The sequence below is a fragment of the Vibrio sp. 5S239 genome, assembly GCF_041439575.1.
Taxonomy (GTDB): Bacteria; Pseudomonadota; Gammaproteobacteria; order Enterobacterales; family Vibrionaceae; genus Vibrio; species Vibrio kanaloae.
Window position 1 is genome coordinate 1 of sequence record NZ_JBGOOM010000045.1, and the last position, 3,724, is coordinate 3,724.

The 3,724-nt window shown below is 38.1% G+C and carries 3 protein-coding genes; all 3 read right to left on the minus strand.

Annotated features, from left to right (window positions below; genetic code table 11):
* Positions 1-156: 156 nt before the first annotated feature.
* The 3 genes from ACED48_RS20215 to ACED48_RS20225 all read right to left on the minus strand — a co-directional run bounded on the left by ACED48_RS20215 (position 157) and on the right by ACED48_RS20225 (position 3,566).
* Positions 157-1,227: a hypothetical protein gene (locus ACED48_RS20215; RefSeq protein ID WP_017046198.1), complete on the minus strand. Its 1,071-nt coding sequence runs from the start codon at positions 1,225-1,227 to the stop codon at positions 157-159.
* A 142-nt stretch (positions 1,228-1,369) separates the two neighbouring features.
* Entirely contained in the window at positions 1,370-2,314 is a 945-nt protein-coding gene (locus tag ACED48_RS20220) for a hypothetical protein (protein WP_017058494.1), read from the minus strand.
* A 661-nt stretch (positions 2,315-2,975) separates the two neighbouring features.
* A complete protein-coding gene (locus tag ACED48_RS20225; RefSeq protein WP_017058495.1) occupies positions 2,976-3,566 on the minus strand; it encodes a hypothetical protein in 591 nt (196 codons plus the stop codon).
* Positions 3,567-3,724 lie beyond the last annotated feature (158 nt).

Below are 3,724 nucleotides of genomic sequence, written 5' to 3' on the forward strand. Positions count from 1 at the left end.
AGCTTTTAGACCACAAACGCTTTTCTGCTCCTTGCAAACTAACGCCCAATTAAGGTGTGAAGCACGCTACCACGACACTCAATTTGAGCGCCGTAATCACTAAACTAGACCCAAACCAAAAATGCCACGCGTGCTGAATCACTCTTAAATTGTTTGTTATGTGAATTTTTCCATTGAATTAGCTATAAACTCATTCTTTTCGTTTATTAGAAATCGATAATTTCCGGCTTTTAGATTTTCTTCAGTGAACTCACCATTGGGGCAAGTAATCTTACCCAGATAATCAGAGACTTTTGAATATAAAACCCAACCAAATTCTTCTTTTGTAAAGGGCTCCATATCCATAGTCTCTGGTAATTCAGTATGGATACTCAGTGATTGTGTTGCTCGGTCGAACTTAGTGAAAAACCTAGGTCTGTACTTGAGTTTGTCATTAATTAGTGTCACATGAGCCAAGATTTCACGTAACTGAAGCGGAGAACAAGATCCTGTTATTTTTTCAAGGATTGGGGCAAGAAAGTACGCACTAGCACATGAATCATCAAGAACCGAAACTATAGCGACATCGCCAATACGAAGCATAACCGTATTACTTGCGTAAGTATCACAGAAATCGAACTGTGAGTAGTTTGAACTTACGGTTGCAGGCAAAACAATCATTGAACCAAAACAACGTTCATCAAACTCAACACCTGTTTTTAGAGTCCGTATTAAACAATGTATATGGTGCATGAAACTCCAATCATAATCGCTGGCAATAGTCTCTTCCCCCTTACGCATATCCAAGTGCTTTCTTAAGAAAGAGTCTTTCAAATGAGTTTTAAAGAAAATTAGCGCAAGCCATAGAAACAACTTTTGCGTACCATTCTGGTATATATACTTATTTAACGAATCATGACCATTATCAAATGCACATTTGATCTCAGCTTCAACCGTTTCTCCAAGAAAGGAATTACAACTCGTACAACAAGGAACAACATATCGTTCATATGGTATTTGTGCTTTATTTGGTAACGTGATTTTGTCTTTGTATAAGTCTAGCTTTCTCAGAACCCACTTGGGAATGATATGTTCGTCATTAAATGAAGTATTAGTTGGCGAAGCACCACACATAAAGCAATGTTCACCTAGACAAATGTCAGACACAAATCGGTCTAAGCCGAAACTTAAAACGTTCCCCTCGGAGTCTTCGACCGTACCATCCTGATATCTAACAACAATCTTCATTCCTTTCTCCATTCACATAACGCCGCGTTAAGTAGTGAGCAACGCCACCACTGAACCTAACCATACCACCTTAAACACAAGACCCAACGATGAAATGAAAAGTGCCATGCGTTGGGAATCTGCCTTAAACGCTTTGTTATATTTATTTTGCTGACTTTAGTAATGGATTTAGTTTTTCAAGAGTATTAGCGTCCTCTCGGACTTTTTTTGCTTCTACAAATTCATTTGTCTTGGAAGCATCATATACGCCTGAAAAATCTTCAGCTAACAAGCTATTTATTAATTGCTCATGCTTACCTGAACCTTCACTTGTTAACTCATAAGATAACTTATAATTCCTGCGTTTGAGTTGAATTCTATATAGTTGTTTATAATCTTCCATGGAATTTCTATACTGCCTTAGCAGAAACCATGCTATCGATTCAATAAAAACCAAAATACCAACAGGGCGAATAATTGACATCGTTAAATATGGGCCCGTTATTTTATCAGTTGTCAAAGCGTGAACTTCAGGGATGGTATTATAAAAAACAGCGACACCGATTAAAGCAAGCGATAAACCAGAAAATAACAACACAATTGAGCTATTACGCATCTGTTCAACTGCGGTCATACAGTCTTTTATATCTGAATCAAATACCCCTAAGTCCTCGTTCTGAATTTTTCTTTCTTTAGCTCGTACCCTATACCCATCAACGCCCATATCCTTTGTTAGCACCAGAAAAATAGCATAAATAACAAGCGACAATATTATAGACACGATTACCTTGTCATACCTTAACTCAGCTCGAAAAGCACTAATCTGATCATCTAGACGATCTTTAGTCAGGTCAAATTCTACTTTATAGTCGACAAAAGAAGTAATGTTCACCCAAGTTTTCAATTCTGGTGAAAGCTCACTTGGACGTTTTTCATATGCATTCTTATAACGTTCAAATTCAGCTAAAACTTTGGAGTTTTGTAAAATCCTAGCATCATCACTTCCTGCTATATAGTATGGTGAAATTGCAGGTACAAAATAGATTAGAGCTATTAATGGAATTAATATTCTTAACATTAAAACCTGCTTTCTTCGAAAATCTTTCAATTTTTCCTCCGATAAATATAACGCTAAGCTAAGTAGTGAGCAACGTAATACGAAGCCACCGCATAACACCTTAAACACATAAATCAACGCATACTAAAAATGCCACGCGTTGCGAGTCTGCCTTAAGCGCTTTGTTAGTTTGCCACCGCGATGAAGCCAAAGGTTTAGCGCCAAGATACTGAATTAGCTATAAAACTACTGGCTTTGAACACAAAAGTAAAACGGACAGCTCAGAATTTAAACCCAACTAACAAAACGCACTTGGCGAAGAAGACTTTCGTAGATGCTGACAGCCACAAATGCAATGTTCAATGCTCCCGCTTAACTTTCAAAACCAAAGAAGAAGCGCGCAAGAACATGGAAAAATGAACCTTACTAACACGGAAGAAATGAATAACACGACCGTCGCTTAACCGAAAAACGGGCTACGCGAGATGCCTATTTCGATGAAAAGTCATTGGGAAATAACAGGTGAATAGCTAGAACGCAGAACAAGGCTTTTAGACCACAAACGCTTTTCTGCCCTTTGCAAACTAACGCCGCATTAAGGTGTGAAGCACGCGACCACAACACTCAATTTGACCACCTTAAACACTAAACTCAACCCAAACTAAAAATGCCAAGCGTGCTGAATCACTCTTAAATGCTTTGTTATACCATTTTAGTCAGGTCGCACTTTAATAGAGAACCCATACTCTTTTGCGTACATTACAACTTGATTATAGAAGTCATCAAAGTCACTTTTGCTTTGCATTTGTAGAAAGTCAGAGTATAGCTTGTGATAACTTTCATCACCGATATATGGTCTGGCGATATTCATATTATCCACTGAAGTTTTTTTAATCATGAATGACGTAGTAGTGGTAGACAATGTTATTAACACAAACACTAAAGCTGAACCAGACAAAAAGATACCAAACCAGCCAGTGAAATAGATGCTTAAACCCTTATAGAAACTAGAAACATGTTGGTTACTAGTTTTTGTTTTCAATGACTGTTGCACCCAAAAAAATGTTAATACCAAAAACAGAAGCAACACACTTCCCCCTGCTTGGCCATTGTCAGCTAAATTTGAGGCATTGATGTATATCGTATTCTCATAGTTGACGGATAGTTGGGAAAGTAGCCTAGCGACCCAGCTCATAACAAAGTCATATAGTGGGGCAAGAATACGCTCCCAGACCCCACTTCCTAACCCACCAACAATTAAAGTACCTATAACTACGCCAACACTTTTAATAAATTTGACCATACTATTCTCATTCTGCTTACTAATGTGGTGGAAATGGTATAACGCTAAGCTAAGTAGTGAGCAACGCAATACGAAGCTACCGCATAACACCTTAAACACATATATCAACGCATACTAAAAATGCCACGCGTTGCGAGTCTGCCTTAAGCGCTTTGTTA

What these genes read in the sequence shown, in the direction of transcription:
- ACED48_RS20215 (WP_017046198.1), bottom strand. Translation starts at nt 1,227, where the DNA reads ATGAAGATTGTTGTTAGATATCAGGATGGTACGGTCGAAGACTCCGAG.
- ACED48_RS20225 (WP_017058495.1), bottom strand. Translation starts at nt 3,566, where the DNA reads ATGGTCAAATTTATTAAAAGTGTTGGCGTAGTTATAGGTACTTTAATT.